We start from the raw sequence: 15,246 nt of genomic DNA, 5'->3' as shown, positions 1-15,246 counted from the left end.
TGTAAAAAGACAGGGAAAATCACTGGCTTGAAAAACCACGACGCACTCTTCTTGCGCGGCCCAGTCTCCTGCTCACTATGATTGCCAGAGCCGCAGGAAGCGGTGCCCTCATCAGTGACAGCGGAGCGTCCATGTCCCTTGCCCTCGTCCACAGCCGCGCCCAGGTTGGCGTGCAGGCACCTGCGGTCAGCGTCGAAACCCACCTGGCCAACGGCCTGCCCCATCTCACGCTGGTCGGTTTGCCGGAAACCACGGTCAAGGAAAGCAAGGACCGGGTGCGCAGCGCCATCGTCAACTCCGGGTTGAATTACCCGCAAAGGCGCATTACCCAGAACCTGGCGCCCGCCGACCTGCCCAAGGACGGCGGCCGTTATGACCTGGCGATCGCCTTGGGCATTCTTGCTGCCGATGCCCAAGTGCCGCTGGCGGGCCTGGCGGATATCGAATGCCTGGGCGAACTGGCGCTTTCCGGCAAACTGCGCCCGGTACAGGGCGTGCTGCCCGCAGCCCTGGCGGCGCGGGAAGCGGGGCGGGCGCTGGTGGTGCCACGGGAGAACGCCGAGGAAGCGAGCCTGGCTGGCGGGTTGCTGGTGTATGCGGTGGGGCACCTGCTGGAGCTGGTGGCGCACCTCAACGGTCAGGTGCCGCTGCCGCCCTTTTCCGCCAATGGCCTGGTCCTGCAGAAGCGGCCTTACCCTGACCTGAGCGAGGTGCAAGGTCAGGTTGCGGCCAAGCGCGCCTTGTTGCTGGCGGCGGCCGGGGCGCACAACCTGCTTTTTACCGGCCCCCCAGGCACGGGCAAGACCTTGCTCGCCAGCCGCCTGCCCGGGCTGTTGCCGCCGCTGGATGAGCATGAAGCGCTGGAGGTAGCGGCGATCCAATCGGTAAGCGGGCAAGCGCCCTTGAACAGCTGGCCGCAACGGCCTTTCCGCCATCCCCATCACTCAGCCTCGGGCCCCGCCCTGGTGGGGGGCAGCAGCCGGCCTCAACCCGGCGAAATCACCTTGGCGCATCATGGCGTGCTGTTTCTGGATGAGCTGCCGGAGTTCGAAAGACGCGTATTGGAAGTGCTGCGCGAGCCACTGGAGTCCGGCGAAATCGTGATCGCGCGGGCCCGCGACAAAGTGCGCTTCCCCGCGCGTTTCCAGCTGGTGGCAGCGATGAACCCCTGCCCGTGCGGCTACCTCGGCGACCCCACTGGCCGCTGCCGCTGCAGCACCGAGCAGATCCAGCGCTACCGCAACAAACTGTCCGGTCCCTTGCTGGACCGCATCGACCTGCACCTGACCGTGGCCCGCGAAACCACCACGCTCGACAACCGTCCCAGCGGTGAGACCAGTGCCGATGTGGCGGCCCGAGTGGCCACGGCGCGTGAGGTGCAGCAACAGCGGCAAGGTTGTGCCAATGCGTTTCTGGACCTTGAGGGGTTGCGGCGCCATTGTCCGCTGCAAGCTGCGGATCAGGCCTGGCTGGAAAGCGCCTGCGAGCGATTGAGCCTGTCCTTGCGCGCGGCGCACCGTTTGCTCAAAGTGGCGCGTACCCTGGCTGATCTCGAAGGGGCCGGTTCGATTGCCAGGGCCCACCTGGCCGAGGCGCTGCAGTACCGCCCCGCGAGCCCCTGAACTGTCACCTACAACGGGACAATGTTTCTCCCGACCAGCAGATTGTCTGGACCTGCCACCTTCCCCAGAATTGTCCTCCACACTGTTCTAACGCTGCCCCGGCAGCTCATGGAGTACGAGCCAATGCCACACGAAGGCAGCCTTCTGCAAACCGCGGTGATCTTCCTGCTCGCCGCCGTCCTCGCCGTCCCCCTGGCCAAACGCCTGCAGCTGGGTGCCGTGATCGGCTATCTGCTCGCAGGCGTGGCCATTGGTCCGCAGGCGTTGGGCCTGATCCGCGACACTGAAAGCGTCGCACACATCTCCGAGCTGGGCGTGGTTCTGCTGCTGTTCATCATCGGCCTGGAGCTGTCGCCCAAACGCCTGTGGCTGATGCGCAAGTCAGTGTTCGGCGTCGGTACCGCGCAGGTCCTGCTGACCGGCGCGGTGATCGGTGCCATCGCCTTGTTCGGCTTCGGGCAATCGCTGCCGGCCGCCGTGGTCCTTGGCCTGGGCCTGGCACTGTCGTCCACCGCCCTTGGCCTGCAAAGCCTGGCCGAGAGCAAGCAACTCAACGCCCCCCATGGCCGCTTGGCGTTCGCCATCCTGCTGTTCCAGGACATTGCGGCAATCCCGCTGATCGCGCTGGTTCCCCTGCTGGCGGCCAGCGGTCCGGACACCAGCCACGGCGACAGCCTGCAGCACGGCCTGAAAGTGTTCGCCAGCATTGCCATCGTCATCGTCGGCGGCCGCTATCTGCTGCGTCCGGTGTTCCGCACCGTGGCCCGTACCGGCCTGCCAGAGGTGTCCACCGCCACCGCGCTGCTGGTGGTGATCGGTACCGCCTGGCTGATGGAGGAAGCCGGCATCTCCATGGCGTTGGGTGCATTCCTCGCCGGCCTGCTGCTGGCCGACTCGGAATACCGGCATGAGCTGGAGTCGCAGATCGAACCGTTCAAGGGCCTGCTGCTGGGCCTGTTCTTCATCAGCGTCGGCATGGGCGCCAACCTGAGCCTGCTGCTGGAAATGCCACTGGTCTTGCTGGGGCTGACCCTGCTGCTGGTGGCGGTCAAGCTGGTACTGCTGATTGGTGTCGGGCGCCTGGCGGGTGGTTTGACCAGCGCCAGCGCGCTGCGCCTGGGCATGGTGCTGGCGGCCGGTGGCGAATTTGCCTTCGTGGTGTTCAAGCTGGGCAAGGACCAGGGGCTGTTCGATACCCAGACCTACGACTTGCTGCTGATGACCATCACCCTGTCGATGGCCATCACCCCGTTGCTGATGCTCGGCTGCGCCCGCGCCCTCAAGCGCCCGCAACCCACGCATGAAGTGCCCGAGCAATACAAGGCCATCGACGCGGGCACACCGCGCGTGGTGATCATCGGCATGGGCCGCATGGGACAGATCGTGTCGCGCATCCTGCGTGCGCAGAAGATCCCGTTCATTGCGCTGGAAACCTCGGTGGATGCCATCGAGATGACCCGCATGTTCGAACAGGCCCCGGTGTTCTATGGCGACCCGCTGCGCAGCGAAGTGTTGCATGCGGCCAAGGTGGGCGAGGCAGAGTACCTGGTGATCACCACCGACGACCCCGAGGTGACCACGCGCACGGCGGAACGGGTCAAGCGCCTGTATCCGCACCTCAAGGTACTGGCCCGCGCGCGCAACCGTCAGCATGTGCACAAGCTGGTGGACGTAGGCGCCGAGCCGATTCGCGAGACCTTCTATTCGAGCCTGGAGATGACCCGCCGGGCGCTGGTCGGCCTGGGGTTGAGCGATGCGCAGGCGGCGGATCGGATCGAGCGGTTTACCCAACATGATGAGGAGGTGCTGGTGGCTCAGGGGCAGGTGCGCAATGACCGCGCCAAGGTGATGCAGACAGCCAAGGAGGCACGGTTGGAGTTGGAGCGGTTGTTTGATTCGGATGCGGATTGAGGTTCAGGCAAACACCAGCCGCGCAATCTGAGGATGTTCGCGGTGAGCGGCCTGCCAGAGATCGTAAGCCGCCTGCTCGGCAAGGTACTGCCGAGCATCGCCGAGACCTGCCAGTTCAAGACGGTAAGCCAAGTCAGCGGATATGGCGGCACGACCATTGAGTACGGTGGAAAGCTGCCCCCGCGAATAACCGAGGTGACGCGCCAGACCCGAGACACTCATGCCTATTGCAGGCAGAACGTCTTCGCGCAAAGACTCACCGGGATGGGGCGGATTGTACATAGGTATGGATTTCAACGTCCTAGTGGTAGTCCAGATAATCGACAAGTTCCACGTCGGTACCAACGAAGCGGAACACCAGACACCAGTTGCCCGATACGTTCACTGCCCAAAAGCCATCCAGCTTGCCACGCAGCAAATGCAGGCGATATCCAGGACGATCCATGTTTGCAGGCGCTTGCGCGACCACTCCTGAAGAATTTCCGGATTGACCAGTCTGTTCTCAGTGATTTGATTTTGCGCGGTGACGCCGTCCGCTATCAACGTGGCATGTTTCTTAAAGTCTTCAAGCAAGAGATTGATGCCGTCTGCCATGGCCCTATCGCTGGCAAGCCAGCTCCCACAGCTACTCCACTGCATTCGAATCAGCGTCGTACCTGTGGGAGCCGGCTTGCCGGCGATAGGGCCGGTACAGGCAATGAAAAAGGCCGGCCCCCATTGGGAGCCGGCCTTTTCACTTACAACTACCGGACTATTACTGACCAGCAGTCAACGCGTTGTAGCTGGTGATCAGATTCCGATAATCCGGAATGTGGTTGGAGCAGAGCGCCGCCAGCCCCTCGACATCGTTGCGCCAGTCGCGGTGCAGCTCACAAGCCACGCCAAACCAAGTCATCATCTGCGCACCGGCCTGGCTCATGCGGTCATGGGCTGCGTCGCGAGTCATGGTGTTGAAGGTACCGGACGCATCGGCCACCACGAACACTTCGAACTCTTCTTCCAGCGCCGACAGCGCCGGGAACGCCACGCACACCTCGGTCACCACCCCGGCGATGATCAGCTGCTTCTTGCCGGTGGCTTTCACTGCCTTGACGAAGTCTTCGTTGTCCCAGGCGTTGATCTGGCCAGGGCGAGCGATGTACGGCGCATCCGGGAACAGCGCTTTCAACTCCGGCATCAGCGGGCCGTTCGGGCCTTGCTCGAAGCTGGTGGTAAGGATGGTCGGCAGGTTGAAGAACTTGGCCAGGTCGGCCAGGGCCAGCACGTTGTTCTTGAACTTGTCCGGCTCGATGTCACGGACCAGGGACAGCAGGCCAGCCTGGTGGTCGACCAGCAGTACGGCGGCGTCGTCTTTGTTCAGGCGGTTGTATTTGAAGTTGCTCATGGTCGGTGCTCCTAAGGGGTTTGGTTTCTTTCAGTAGTGAGTTGTTTCGCGTTGATGGACAAAGATTAAAATCATCACCTTTGCTGCGGTAGACTGCGAAAATTGCCCTTAGCGTTCCATCTGGAGAACGATCATTGGAAGATTTGAACTCCCTGTACTACTTCACCCAGGTCGTCGAACATGGTGGCTTCGCCCCCGCCGGGCGGGCGCTGGACATGCCGAAGTCGAAGCTTAGCCGGCGTATCGCCGACCTGGAGGATCGTCTCGGCGTGCGTCTGCTGCACCGCACCAGCCGGCACTGCTCGCTGACCGAGATCGGCCAGGCCTACTACAACCGGTGCCTGGCCATGCGCGTGGAAGCCGAGGGGGCGGCGGAGATCATCGAGCGCAACCGCAGCGAACCCCGCGGCCTGGTGCGCATCAGCTGCCCGACCACCCTGCTCAACGCCTGGGTCGGGCCCATGCTGACCCGCTACATGCTCAAGTACCCGCAGGTGGAGCTGTTCATCGAGAGCACCAACCGCCGCGTCGACCTGCTGCATGAAGGCTTCGACCTGGCGCTGCGCGTGCGCTTCCCGCCGCTGGAGAACACCGACATGGTGATGAAGGTGCTGAGCAACAGCACCCAGTGTCTGGTGGGGCACCCGCAGTACCTGGAGCAGTTGCCGGCAGGCTTCGACCCGCAGCTGCTCGGCACCCTGCCCAGCGTGCATTGGGGCGGCGCCCAGCGCGAATACCAGTGGGAGCTGTTCCAGGGCGAGGCTACCGGCCACAGCCTGGTGATCCCGCATACGCCACGCATGGTCACCGATGACCTGTTCGCACTGCGTCACTTCGTGGTGGCGGGTGTCGGCATCGCGCATTTGCCAAGGGTCGCGGTGCGCGAAGATCTGGCGCAAGGCCGGCTGGTGGAGTTGCTGCCGGGCTGGCACCCGCGCTGTGGCATCGTTCATGCCATTTTCCCGTCGCGCCGGGGGTTGCTGCCGTCCGTGCGGTCGCTGATCGATCATCTGGCCGAGGAGTTCGCCGTCAGCGACATGGCGTGAGCCAGTACTGGCCCTATCGCTGGCAAGCCAGCTCCCACAGGTTCACCGCAGGGTCAGGTTTTTCTGTGGGAGCCGGCTTGCCGGCGATGGGGCCACAACAGACAACAAAAAGGGGCCTTGAAGGCCCCTTTTTCACCTCAAAACGCAAAGCACGAACAGCCCAACGCCCCCCAGAAGCCCTGGAAGTCATTCACCGGCACTGTCGAATGCCGCGCCTTTTCATGGCTATGCGCATGCACCCCGCAAGGCCCGGCACACTGGTGCGCCATCGCCGCCAACGACGGCGTGCCCACGCGCCAGTGCCCCGGCACCTTGGCCACCGGCGACCACTCCGGCAGCACCGGCACCTGTGGCGGCCCGAGCTTGTCGAACTCGGCGGCGCCATACACGACCTTGCCATCGACGAGGGTCAGCACCGACTCGATGCCCTTGATCGCCTCTTCCTCGACGCTGAAGAAGTCCAGCGAAAGCGCCGCCAGGTCAGCCAGCTGGCCGACCTTGATCTGACCTTTCTTGCCCTGTTCGCTGGAGAACCAGGCGCTGCCCTGGGTGAACAGTTGCAGGGCGGTGTCACGGCTCAGGCCCTCCGGGTACAGCGCCATGCCGCCAACGGTCTTGCCGCTGACCAACCAGTACAGCGAGGTCCACGGGTTGTAGCTGGATACGCGTGTCGCATCGGTCCCCGCCCCCACCGGCACACCCATGTCGAGCATGCGCTTGATCGGCGGGGTCTGCTCGGCGGCCTTGGCGCCGTAGCGATCGACGAAGTACTCACCCTGGAACGCCATGCGGTCCTGGATGGCGATACCGCCGCCCAGTGCGCGCACGCGCTCGATGTTCTGCGCGGTGATGGTCTCGGCATGGTCGAAGAACCATGGCAGGCCATTGAACGGGATGTCGCGATTGACCTTCTCGAACACGTCGAGCATGCGCGAAATCGATTCGTTGTAGGTCGCGTGCAGGCGGAACGGCCAGCGCTGCTCGACCAGATGGCGCACCACCGGCTCCAGCTCTTGTTCCATGGTCTGGGGCAGGTCAGGCCGCGGTTCAAGGAAGTCCTCGAAGTCTGCCGCCGAGAACACCAGCATTTCGCCGGCGCCGTTATGACGGAGGAAATCGTTGCCGCCGTGCAGCTTGACGCTGGACGTCCAGTTCTTGAAGTCGGCCAGTTCTTCCTTGGGCTTCTGGGTGAACAGGTTGTAGGCAATGCGCACGGTCAGCTGACCTTGGTCTGCCAGTTCCTGGATCACCTGGTAGTCGTCAGGGTAGTTCTGGTAACCGCCGCCGGCATCGATGGCGCTGGTCAGGCCCAGGCGGTTGAGTTCGCGCATGAACTGGCGGGTCGAGTTGACCTGGTATTCCAATGGCAGCTTCGGCCCCTTGGCCAGCGTCGCGTAGAGAATCATCGCGTTGGGGCGGGCGATGAGCATGCCGGTGGGGTTGCCGAACTTGTCGCGCTGGATCTCGCCGCCCGGCGGGTTGGGCGTGTCCTTGCTGTAGCCCACGGCCTTGAGCGCGGCGCGGTTGAGCAGCGCACGGTCGTACAGGTGCAGCAGGAACACCGGGGTCACGGGCGCCGCCTGGTTGATTTCTTCCAGGGTGGGCATGCGTTTTTCAGCGAACTGGAACTCGTTCCAGCCACCGACCACGCGCACCCACTGCGGGGTAGGCGTTCGCGCCGCCTGGTCCTTGAGCATGCGCAGGGCGTCCGCCACCGACGGCACGCCTTCCCAGCGCAGCTCCAGGTTGTAGTTCAGGCCACCGCGGATCAGGTGCAGGTGCGAGTCGTTCAGGCCCGGAATCACCGTGCGCTGCCTGAGGTCGATGATCTGCGTCGCGGTGCCCTTGTGGGCCAAGGCCTCGGCGTCGTTGCCTACGGCAATGAAGCGGCCGTCCTTGATGGCAACGGCAGTGGCCGTGGGCTTTTCACGGTCGACGGTGTGCAGCTTGCCGTTGAACAGAATCAGGTCTGCGGTCATGGATCCTCCTTGGGTGGCGGCTTGGGCGGAACCGGCGGCGCCGGCGAATGGCAATGCGGACCAGAGCGCCCCAGCGGCGCCGAGCACGGTGCTGGCGGCGAGGAACTGGCGACGGCTGTTGTCATTGGGGTCCTGGGACATGGTCTTCTCCGTCTGGGTGCAGCGGCGCAGGCGCAACTGCAGCGCATGCCGGTTCAAGCATGGCGTTGGATTGATTTGCGGTGGGGCGGTTGAAGCCTAGCAACACACAGCAGTCGTGCTGCCATGAACGGTAGCTCAGCTCCGCAGCCAGCTGGCGCAGCGGCGGGTTACCCAAGGCATGATGAAGAACACCACGGGCAGGATGACGAACAGGTTGACGATCAGGTTGCTGGTGATCGTTCCGCCGATTTGCGGGAAGCGCACGAACAGCGGTGCCAACAGCTGCGGGATGATCAGGGTCATCGGGCAGATCACCAGGTAGGTCAGCACGGCCTGTTTCCAGCGCGGGGGCTGCGAATTGGCGCGAACCTTGTGCTGGATGACCTGAGTCACCACGTTACGGTCGTCATGGAATGCAGTGTTCATCGGCGTTCCTTGGGATGAGCATGCCCGCATCCACCGTGCAACGGCGGACGGGCCCAGGTGTGGATAAGTGTGCTGCGCCTGGCGGGCACCGACGGTCGGTGCCCTGGGCGTTTCGGCTTATTTACCGGCGTTGAAGGCGTTGTAGCTGGTGATCAGGTTGCGGTAATCCGGGATGTGGTTGGAGCACAGCGCCGCCAGCCCCTCGACGTCGTTGCGCCAGTCACGGTGCAGCTCACAGGCCACGCCGAACCAGGTCATCATCTGCGCGCCGGCCTGGCTCATGCGGTCATGGGCCGCGTCGCGGGTCATGGCGTTGAAGGTACCGGACGCATCGGCCACCACGAACACCTCGAACTCTTCTTCCAGCGCCGACAGGGCCGGGAACGCCACGCACACTTCGGTCACAACTCCGGCGATGATCAGCTGCTTCTTGCCGGTGGCTTTCACTGCCTTGACGAAGTCTTCGTTGTCCCAGGCGTTGATCTGGCCAGGGCGAGCGATGTACGGCGCATCCGGGAACAGCGCTTTCAACTCCGGAACCAGCGGGCCGTTCGGACCTTGCTCGAAGCTGGTGGTGAGGATGGTCGGCAGGTTGAAGAACTTGGCCAGGTCGGCCAGCGCCAGCACGTTGTTCTTGAATGCATCCGGCTCGATGTCACGAACCAGGGACAGCAAGCCAGCCTGGTGGTCGACCAGCAGCACAGCGGCGTCGTCTTTGTTCAGGCGGTTGTATTTGAACGAGGTCATGGGCGTAGCTCCTGAAGGGGTGACTCAATGTGTGTGGGGTGTTTCGCGTTGATGGACACACATTAAAATCATCACCTTTGGAGCGGTAGATGGCGAAATTCGACTCAAGCGTTCTATTTTCTGAACGATCGCCGAGCGCTGACCAGGCACAGGAGCTTCGCAGTCAAAGGAGGAGCCTTTCGCTGCGTAGTGCGGAATATTCAGAAGCCGACAATATATTTCAACTTTGAAATAATTGAGCCCCAATAGTTTATTAATTCAAACCGCCCAATACAAGTACGCTTCGTCGAGTTGCACCATTAGTTATCATCCCTATAATGGCCCGCTATTTTCACAACGCGCGAAGTGTTTCATGAGCTACTATTTTCGATTAAAAAATAGCGCCCTTGTGGAGTTCGATCCTGACCGCTACACGCTACTCATTAACCACTCAGATAGCCCGCCAGAAGAAATAACCCTGGCCCGAGCGGACGCCCGGATACTCGAACTGCTGCTGCTTGAACCTGGGGCCGTTTGCTCGCGCGAGGCCATCATGGCATTCGCCTGGGATGATCGGGTCGTCTCGGCAGGCAGCCTCAATCAGTCCATCTTCATGCTCAGGAACATCCTTGGCGATAACAAGGATCACGACCTGCTGATCACCGTGCCGCGACGCGGCTATCGCTTCAACAGCGATCAACTGGCGGCACCCGCCGACGAAACAGGGCCATCAGCCGAGCCGTCGAGCACTGCCTCCCCCTCGAACACACCCGTAGCGCTCGGCCAGCCGGCTGACAGGCAACGCCAGGGTAAATGGGTTCGAATTGGCTATCTGGCAGCAGCGGCGTTTGCAGGCTTTACCGTATGGCAACTGTATGCCGCGCATCAACTGCCGCATGACGTGGAAGTCGCCGCGATCAAACAAGGTGAATTATCAATCACTGCTGTTGGTAAAAGCAAACAAGAAGTAGACGCACTCAAGGCCGATGTTTTGAGTTCAGGTATTTGGTCACATCAGTTGCAAGGCGAGGTGTTTGTCAGCCGTACCGGCTCGCGCACCAATCTGTCCTGTATTCAGAAATCCGGGAAGGCCTACAACTTGGAGTTTGCCTTTAGCGAGGAGCGGCTCATCAGCATGTTTGGCAAGTGTCTAGGGGGTGAATGATGAGCCAGCATCACGCGGCATGGCGACATGCACTCATTATCACGGTGATCGTTGCGACCTGCCTGGCGGCATTGTTCATGACCCGGTCCGTGCCCTACGAAAACAGTCAGCCCTATCGATCCCAAGGCCATCACTTCATGGGTGGCGACATCCTGGACTTCAAGGAAAGGCTGACGATCAGTGAACCCAGTGCAGTCCTCAGCATGCTTGAGCGCCTGGGTGACAAGGAACGGCATATTGCCGTGGGCGCGTCACTGGTTGAAGCCTCACGCTGGCGAATAAAAATAAAGGTCGAAGATATTCAAGCCAGCAGCGAGGAGCAGCTGTTCGACGTCAGTCGCCATTCGGATCTGCTTTTTTCCCGCCAGTATTTCCGCCTGGGCTCGATTTTGAACCTGGTGGTGGTACCCACCCGCGGTGACGCGCTGTGCTACTACATCCTCGAGGTGGATCGCCTGCGCTGCATGAACCACCGGTGATCTGCGGCAGCCGCCAAGCACAAATGACAATTTTTGATTCCTGTTTTCTTCACCCGCAGCGCAAGTTGGGGAGACGCCAGTCACCTCAACGTGACGTCTACAGGAATCATCATGCCGTTCAAACTGCTCGCTGCTTTTTTACTCTCGCTAACGTTGGTCGGCTGCTCGATGGCACCCAGCATCGACACCGAGCTAACCACAACGGAACAAGCCAGCACTTCACTGCAGGTCATCGAACACGATGACAAGGCAGTCGCCTGGAAATCGTCCGCTGCACCGTTTTCTGCAAAGCATGACAAGGTCGTGTTCATCAATTTGCCGAAAACCTTTTCCCTCGACAGTGACGATCCACGACTGGCCAAGTTCGAAGGCGATGCCAACCAGTTGCGCTCGCACTTCCGTCGTCAGCTGGAACAGCAACTCACCGGCGCCGGTTATCGCGTAGTAGACAAGCCCACGGCCAAGGCCCTCACGCTCAACGTTTCGATTGCCAATATCAAACGCGCGCCGCGTGATCCCAGTGTCACCGAATACATTCCCATCGGCATGTTGATCGGCCTCTCCCTGCATGCCACCGGGGTTCGCGATGAAACCCTGTACCTGTTCTTCCAGAGCGAAGTCAGCGACAGCCAGACAGGCGAGATGCTTGGCCGCGCACTGGACCGCGCCGACGGCAAGAACATCGAACAGTCCGCGGCGCCGGTCGTCGAGGACATCTATCCCGCCCTGGATAGCGCTGCGCAGCAGATTCGGGAACGCCTGGACCGGGAGTTCCAGCCTAAGAAACCGGCCTGACCGGGCCATCTCCTCATTACTCAAAGCCAATGGATGACTGATGAAATTCGCAAAACCGCTTCTTGCTGCCCTGTGCATGTTCAGCACTTTCAACGCCTTCGCCGATGACCGTGGTTTCTACGTTGGCGGTGGTGTGACCAGGGTTGAAATCGATGAGCACCAGATCAGCGATGACGACAATGCCTATAAAGCGTTTGTCGGCTACCGCCTGAACCCTTACCTGTCCTTCGAAGGTGCTTGGGTCGACCTGGGCCACTTTGGCGGCGACGAAGGTAACTTCGATGGCCACTCGGTACAGGCTGCCGCTCACCTGGGCATGCCGATCGGTAAACGTGTGCGCGTGTTTGGCAGCATGGGTGTGCATGCCTGGGATGCCGACCACGACATCGCTGGCGACAGCAGCGACCTGGACATGACCTACGGGCTGGGTGTCGAGGTGGACATTCTGCGCAACCTGGGCGTGCGCCTGGAGCAGGAAGTCCTCAAAGTGGGTGACATCGATCTGGACCAGACCAGCGCCAGCGTCTACTTCATGTTCTGATGCCCTTGCGGCTCCTGTTTGCACAGCGAGCCGCTTCCCCCCGCCTCACCCTCTGCGTGTCACACGCCAAGCCAGTAGTAATTGCAGCGAACCTGCTCTTTACTAGCTACAGCCCACCGTGACGAGACGCGCATGTTCGCACTCCTCCAGCACTCCCCCTTGCTGATCGGCACCTGCCTGATCCTGCTCGACCTGATCCTCTGGCAACTCATCCCGGTCCAGCGCCGGGCTTGGCGTATCGGCGCGCGGGTTGCGTGCTTCCTGCTGTTCAGTTGGGTATTGATTGCCGCCGGCATGAGCCCATTGCAACCACCGCCATGGCCCGACGATGTGTCACGCAACCTGATGGCCACCGTGCTGGCGATCGGCTGGTGGCTGTTTGGCGCACGCACGGTGACGGTGGTCTTCGGCCTGCTGCTGGGCGCACGTGGCAGTCATGGCGGGAGGCTATTACAGGATGTGCTGGGGGCGTTGATCTTCCTGGCCGCGGTGGTAGCTGCCGCGGGGTACGTGATGCAACTGCCGGTCAAGGGCCTGCTGGCTACATCAGGGGTGATGGCCATCGTCATCGGCCTGGCGCTGCAAAGCACCCTGGCCGACGTCTTCAGCGGCATCGTGCTGAACACCACGCGGCCGTACCAGATCGGTGACTCGATCTCCATCGACGGCACCGAAGGCAAGGTGCTGGACATCGACTGGCGCGCCACGCGCCTGCTCACGGGCAGTGGCAGCCTGGCGGTGATCCCCAACTCGGTGGCGGCCAAGGCCCGTTTGCTCAACCACAGCCGCCCGGCCGACGTGCACGGGGTATCGATCAGCGTGGTGGTGCCGGCCAAGGTACGCCCCAGGCGGGTCTTCGATGCACTGGAAAAAGCCTTGCAGGGCACCAGCGCGATTCTTGTCACACCCAAGCCCAAGGTCACGGTCAAGGCCTCGACACTGGAGTCGGTGGAGTACGAAGCCAGCGGCTTCGTCGCCGACATGGGCGCCAAGGGTGAAGCGCGCAACCAGCTGTTCGACCTGGCCCATCGGCACCTCGAGGCCAGCGGCGTGATGTGGAACGTCGATCTGGCCCTGCCGCCACGCAGCCGTCAGCGCGAAGTGCTGGATGAGGTGCGGGTGTTCCGCTCGCTGACCGAGCAGGAGCGAGACGCGTTGAGCCAGCGTATGACCGCCGTGGAGTACTTGGCCGACCAGGTGATCCTGGGCGTTGGCGAGCAGTCCGACCACTTGCTGGTGATCGGCAGTGGCGTGGTGTCGGCCTCGGTGCGTGATGGCGACAAGCTGCTGGAAGCGGGCCGCATGGGGCCGGGCGAGGTGTTGGGGATCGAGGGCATCCTCGACGAGGATGATTCGTTCGCCGAGTTCCGCACGCTGACAGGATGCGTGCTGTACCGCATTGAAAAGGAGCAGGTGCGCAGTTGCCTGGTGCAACGGGGCGAGGTGCAGGCGGCGCTGAACAAGTTGCAGCGGTTCAGGCGCCAGAGCCGGGAGTCACTGTTGCTGCAGAAACCGACCGCGATCAAGAAAGGCGGCTTCCTCAGTTGGTTGCACAAGTAGCTTGAATGTCTGGACTGGCCCTATCGCCGGCAAGCCGGCTCCCACAAGGACCGCACCGAACCCTGTGGGAGCCGGCTTGCCGGCGATAGGGCCCGCGGTTACAGCACAACCCTCAGGCATTGCCCCGCGTGGTACAGCGAGAACCCGGACTCATAGAACGCAGTGCGCAACGAAGGTGCACTGACGCCCGTCATCGGCGAGAACGGAATCGGCAGGCTGTCCGCCTCGCCCTTGAGCAGGAACTCGGCAAAGGCGCGCCCGATCACGGTGCCCGTGGTGTTGCCTCGCCCGTTATAGCCAGTCACGGCCACCAGGCCCGGCGCCGGTTCGAACAGGCGCATCAGGTGGTCAGGGGTGAAGTCGATGCAACCGGTCCAGTGCATCTCCCACTCGACCTTGCCCAGCTCCGGGTAGTAATGGCTCTGGATACGATCAGCCCAGCTGCGCACGAACCACGCCGGCTTGTTATCGACCCGGCCAAGGCTGCCCAGCAACAGGCGACCCTGATCGTCGCGCCGAATGCTGCTGAGCACCGTGCGGGTATCCCACGAGCCCTGGCCGTGCGGCAGCACCTTGTCGGCGGCCGCGCCGTGCAGCGGCTTGGAGGCCACCTGGTAGTAGTAACCCCGGAAGAACTGCTTCTGCAGGTTGCTCCAGTCGCCTTCGGTATAGGCACCGGTGGAGATCACCACCTTGTCGGCGCGCACCGAACCGCGTGCGGTCTTCACCCGCCAGGCGTCGCCGTCACGCTCCAGGCCCTCGACCGAAGATTGCTGGAACAGCTTGCCGCCCAGGCGGGCTACGGCTGAAGCCAGGCCCTGGGTGTAACCCATGGGGTTGATGGTGCCGGCGCGACGGTCGAGCAGCGCGGCGGAAATCTTGTCGGTACCGCAGTATTCCTGGCATTGGGCGCCGGTCAGCAGCTCCACGTCGGCACCGCGGCGGCGCCACTGTTCATGGCGGGCTTCGAGGTCGGCAATGCCGGTGGCGTTGTGCGCCATGTGCAGGGTGCCTTTGTGCTGAGCCTGGCAGTCGATGCCCAGACGCTCGATCATGGCGAAGACTTCGCCTGGGGCATCGCCAAGCACTTTGTTCAGGCGACTGCCCTGCTTCTGGCCCAAGGTCGCCTCGACGTCGTCGGGGCGGATCCAGGTGCCGGCGTTGACCAGGCCGACGTTGCGTCCGGAGCCGCCGTGGCCGATTTTCCAAGCCTCCAGCAGAATCACCGACTTGCCCTGTTCGAGCAGGTGGATGGCCGCCGACAGGCCGGTAATGCCGCCGCCGATGACACAGACATCGGCCTTGTGCTCACCGGCCAGGGCCTGGGTGGCGACGGTCGGTTGGCTGACGAATTCCCACAAGCATTGTTGACGCAGTTCGGACATGGCCCGGCTCCAGCAGTGTTGTTCTTGTTGGGGCCACTGTGCGGCCCTATCGCCGGCAAGCCGGCTCCCACAAGGATCGCACCGAA

Annotated in this window: 14 protein-coding genes and 1 pseudogene; 8 read left to right on the top strand and 7 right to left on the bottom strand. The window is 62.5% G+C overall.

Annotated elements, in window-relative coordinates; translation table 11 throughout:
• Positions 1-131 precede the first annotated feature (131 nt).
• Positions 132-1,622, top strand: coding sequence for a YifB family Mg chelatase-like AAA ATPase (locus ACIPZB_RS01460; protein WP_400638712.1), 1,491 nt, complete (start codon positions 132-134; stop codon positions 1,620-1,622).
• A gap of 123 nt (positions 1,623-1,745) precedes the next feature.
• Complete coding sequence (locus tag ACIPZB_RS01455; RefSeq protein ID WP_400638711.1) at positions 1,746-3,533, top strand: monovalent cation:proton antiporter-2 (CPA2) family protein; 1,788 nt, start codon at positions 1,746-1,748, stop codon at positions 3,531-3,533.
• Positions 3,534-3,536: 3 nt separating this feature from the next.
• On the opposite strand, the gene ACIPZB_RS01450 is transcribed toward ACIPZB_RS01455, so the two are convergent.
• The 3 genes and pseudogenes from ACIPZB_RS01450 to ycaC (ACIPZB_RS01440) all read right to left on the bottom strand — a co-directional run bounded on the left by ACIPZB_RS01450 (position 3,537) and on the right by ycaC (ACIPZB_RS01440) (position 4,917).
• Positions 3,537-3,821 (bottom strand): HigA family addiction module antitoxin, encoded by a 285-nt coding sequence (locus ACIPZB_RS01450; RefSeq protein WP_400638944.1) that lies wholly within the window; start codon positions 3,819-3,821, stop codon positions 3,537-3,539.
• A 13-nt stretch (positions 3,822-3,834) separates the two neighbouring features.
• A pseudogene (locus ACIPZB_RS01445) lies at positions 3,835-3,996 on the bottom strand (type II toxin-antitoxin system RelE/ParE family toxin); the annotation flags it as partial.
• Positions 3,997-4,287: 291 nt separating this feature from the next.
• Positions 4,288-4,917: an isochorismate family cysteine hydrolase YcaC gene (gene ycaC / locus ACIPZB_RS01440; RefSeq protein WP_400638710.1), complete on the bottom strand. Its 630-nt coding sequence runs from the start codon at positions 4,915-4,917 to the stop codon at positions 4,288-4,290.
• A gap of 134 nt (positions 4,918-5,051) precedes the next feature.
• Between ycaC (ACIPZB_RS01440) and ACIPZB_RS01435 the strand changes: the two genes are divergently transcribed.
• Positions 5,052-5,963: a LysR substrate-binding domain-containing protein gene (locus ACIPZB_RS01435; RefSeq protein ID WP_008090523.1), complete on the top strand. Its 912-nt coding sequence runs from the start codon at positions 5,052-5,054 to the stop codon at positions 5,961-5,963.
• A gap of 137 nt (positions 5,964-6,100) precedes the next feature.
• Here ACIPZB_RS01435 and ACIPZB_RS01430 read toward each other — a convergent pair whose 3' ends face one another.
• The 3 genes from ACIPZB_RS01430 to ycaC (ACIPZB_RS01420) form a co-directional block, all read right to left on the bottom strand.
• Entirely contained in the window at positions 6,101-7,942 is a 1,842-nt protein-coding gene (locus ACIPZB_RS01430) for an amidohydrolase (protein ID WP_400638943.1), read from the bottom strand.
• A 276-nt stretch (positions 7,943-8,218) separates the two neighbouring features.
• A complete protein-coding gene (locus ACIPZB_RS01425; protein WP_400638709.1) occupies positions 8,219-8,509 on the bottom strand; it encodes a hypothetical protein in 291 nt (96 codons plus the stop codon).
• 117 nt (positions 8,510-8,626) lie between these two features.
• On the bottom strand, positions 8,627-9,256 hold the full coding sequence (gene ycaC / locus ACIPZB_RS01420; protein WP_400638708.1) for an isochorismate family cysteine hydrolase YcaC: 630 nt from the start codon (positions 9,254-9,256) through the stop codon (positions 8,627-8,629).
• A 352-nt stretch (positions 9,257-9,608) separates the two neighbouring features.
• Between ycaC (ACIPZB_RS01420) and ACIPZB_RS01415 the strand changes: the two genes are divergently transcribed.
• The 5 genes from ACIPZB_RS01415 (at position 9,609) to ACIPZB_RS01395 (ending at position 13,775) form a co-directional block, all read left to right on the top strand.
• Positions 9,609-10,400: a transcriptional regulator gene (locus ACIPZB_RS01415; protein WP_400638707.1), complete on the top strand. Its 792-nt coding sequence runs from the start codon at positions 9,609-9,611 to the stop codon at positions 10,398-10,400.
• Positions 10,400-10,879: a hypothetical protein gene (locus tag ACIPZB_RS01410; protein WP_400638706.1), complete on the top strand. Its 480-nt coding sequence runs from the start codon at positions 10,400-10,402 to the stop codon at positions 10,877-10,879. The genes ACIPZB_RS01415 and ACIPZB_RS01410 overlap by 1 nt, the downstream gene beginning before the upstream one ends.
• Before the next feature lie 111 nt (positions 10,880-10,990).
• Complete coding sequence (locus tag ACIPZB_RS01405; protein WP_400638705.1) at positions 10,991-11,674, top strand: DUF3313 domain-containing protein; 684 nt, start codon at positions 10,991-10,993, stop codon at positions 11,672-11,674.
• 40 nt (positions 11,675-11,714) lie between these two features.
• Positions 11,715-12,215 (top strand): outer membrane beta-barrel protein, encoded by a 501-nt coding sequence (locus ACIPZB_RS01400; protein ID WP_400638704.1) that lies wholly within the window; start codon positions 11,715-11,717, stop codon positions 12,213-12,215.
• A gap of 132 nt (positions 12,216-12,347) precedes the next feature.
• A complete protein-coding gene (locus ACIPZB_RS01395; RefSeq protein WP_400638703.1) occupies positions 12,348-13,775 on the top strand; it encodes a mechanosensitive ion channel domain-containing protein in 1,428 nt (475 codons plus the stop codon).
• 98 nt (positions 13,776-13,873) lie between these two features.
• Here the strand turns inward: ACIPZB_RS01395 and ACIPZB_RS01390 are convergent, their stop codons facing one another.
• The gene (locus tag ACIPZB_RS01390) at positions 13,874-15,160 is read right to left on the bottom strand and encodes an NAD(P)/FAD-dependent oxidoreductase (protein WP_400638702.1); all 1,287 of its coding nucleotides are present in this window, start codon (positions 15,158-15,160) and stop codon (positions 13,874-13,876) included.
• Positions 15,161-15,246: the final 86 nt, after the last annotated feature.

It is taken from the genome of Pseudomonas sp. NPDC089396, assembly GCF_044749545.1.
In the GTDB taxonomy this organism is placed as follows: Bacteria; Pseudomonadota; Gammaproteobacteria; order Pseudomonadales; family Pseudomonadaceae; genus Aquipseudomonas.
This window is presented reverse-complemented; position numbering and strand designations above follow the sequence as displayed.

Bases quoted from the DNA above. Each gene is read 5' to 3' on its own strand.
- ACIPZB_RS01430 (WP_400638943.1), bottom strand. From the start codon at position 7,942: ATGACCGCAGACCTGATTCTGTTCAACGGCAAGCTGCACACCGTCGAC.
- ACIPZB_RS01400 (WP_400638704.1), top strand. From the start codon at position 11,715: ATGAAATTCGCAAAACCGCTTCTTGCTGCCCTGTGCATGTTCAGCACT.
- ACIPZB_RS01390 (WP_400638702.1), bottom strand. From the start codon at position 15,160: ATGTCCGAACTGCGTCAACAATGCTTGTGGGAATTCGTCAGCCAACCG.
- ACIPZB_RS01415 (WP_400638707.1), top strand. From the start codon at position 9,609: ATGAGCTACTATTTTCGATTAAAAAATAGCGCCCTTGTGGAGTTCGAT.
- ycaC (WP_400638710.1), bottom strand. From the start codon at position 4,917: ATGAGCAACTTCAAATACAACCGCCTGAACAAAGACGACGCCGCCGTA.
- ycaC (WP_400638708.1), bottom strand. From the start codon at position 9,256: ATGACCTCGTTCAAATACAACCGCCTGAACAAAGACGACGCCGCTGTG.
- ACIPZB_RS01460 (WP_400638712.1), top strand. From the start codon at position 132: ATGTCCCTTGCCCTCGTCCACAGCCGCGCCCAGGTTGGCGTGCAGGCA.
- ACIPZB_RS01455 (WP_400638711.1), top strand. From the start codon at position 1,746: ATGCCACACGAAGGCAGCCTTCTGCAAACCGCGGTGATCTTCCTGCTC.
- ACIPZB_RS01425 (WP_400638709.1), bottom strand. From the start codon at position 8,509: ATGAACACTGCATTCCATGACGACCGTAACGTGGTGACTCAGGTCATC.
- ACIPZB_RS01410 (WP_400638706.1), top strand. From the start codon at position 10,400: ATGAGCCAGCATCACGCGGCATGGCGACATGCACTCATTATCACGGTG.
- ACIPZB_RS01405 (WP_400638705.1), top strand. From the start codon at position 10,991: ATGCCGTTCAAACTGCTCGCTGCTTTTTTACTCTCGCTAACGTTGGTC.
- ACIPZB_RS01395 (WP_400638703.1), top strand. From the start codon at position 12,348: ATGTTCGCACTCCTCCAGCACTCCCCCTTGCTGATCGGCACCTGCCTG.